Annotated in this window: 1 protein-coding gene; it reads right to left on the bottom strand. The window is 40.3% G+C overall.

Annotated elements, in window-relative coordinates; translation table 11 throughout:
• Window positions 1-233, bottom strand: a 233-nt coding sequence (locus VJI94_RS08870) for a hypothetical protein (RefSeq protein WP_324009112.1), incomplete at both ends; no start/stop codon positions are given.

Below are 233 nucleotides of genomic sequence, written 5' to 3'. Positions count from 1 at the left end.
CAGCAGGCACATTGGCATTGTATTTATCAGTTAACATATCGAAATGTAAACTAACCCCCAAACGAAATGCAGCCAATGCGGTTACCCTATCATTCTTTTTAAAAGCAGCTTCTGCTTTCATGAACTGAATTTCACTGGCAGTCATAACCGGAAACTCTGCACCATTTCTGAAAATAAACCTGTTAGTTGTTTCATTGGCAGTAGTACCGGTAGTAATATTACTGGCACCACCC

Source organism: Parvimonas sp. D9 (assembly GCF_035282565.1).
GTDB classification, from domain to species: domain Bacteria; phylum Bacillota; class Clostridia; order Tissierellales; family Peptoniphilaceae; genus Parvimonas; species Parvimonas micra.
This window is presented reverse-complemented; position numbering and strand designations above follow the sequence as displayed.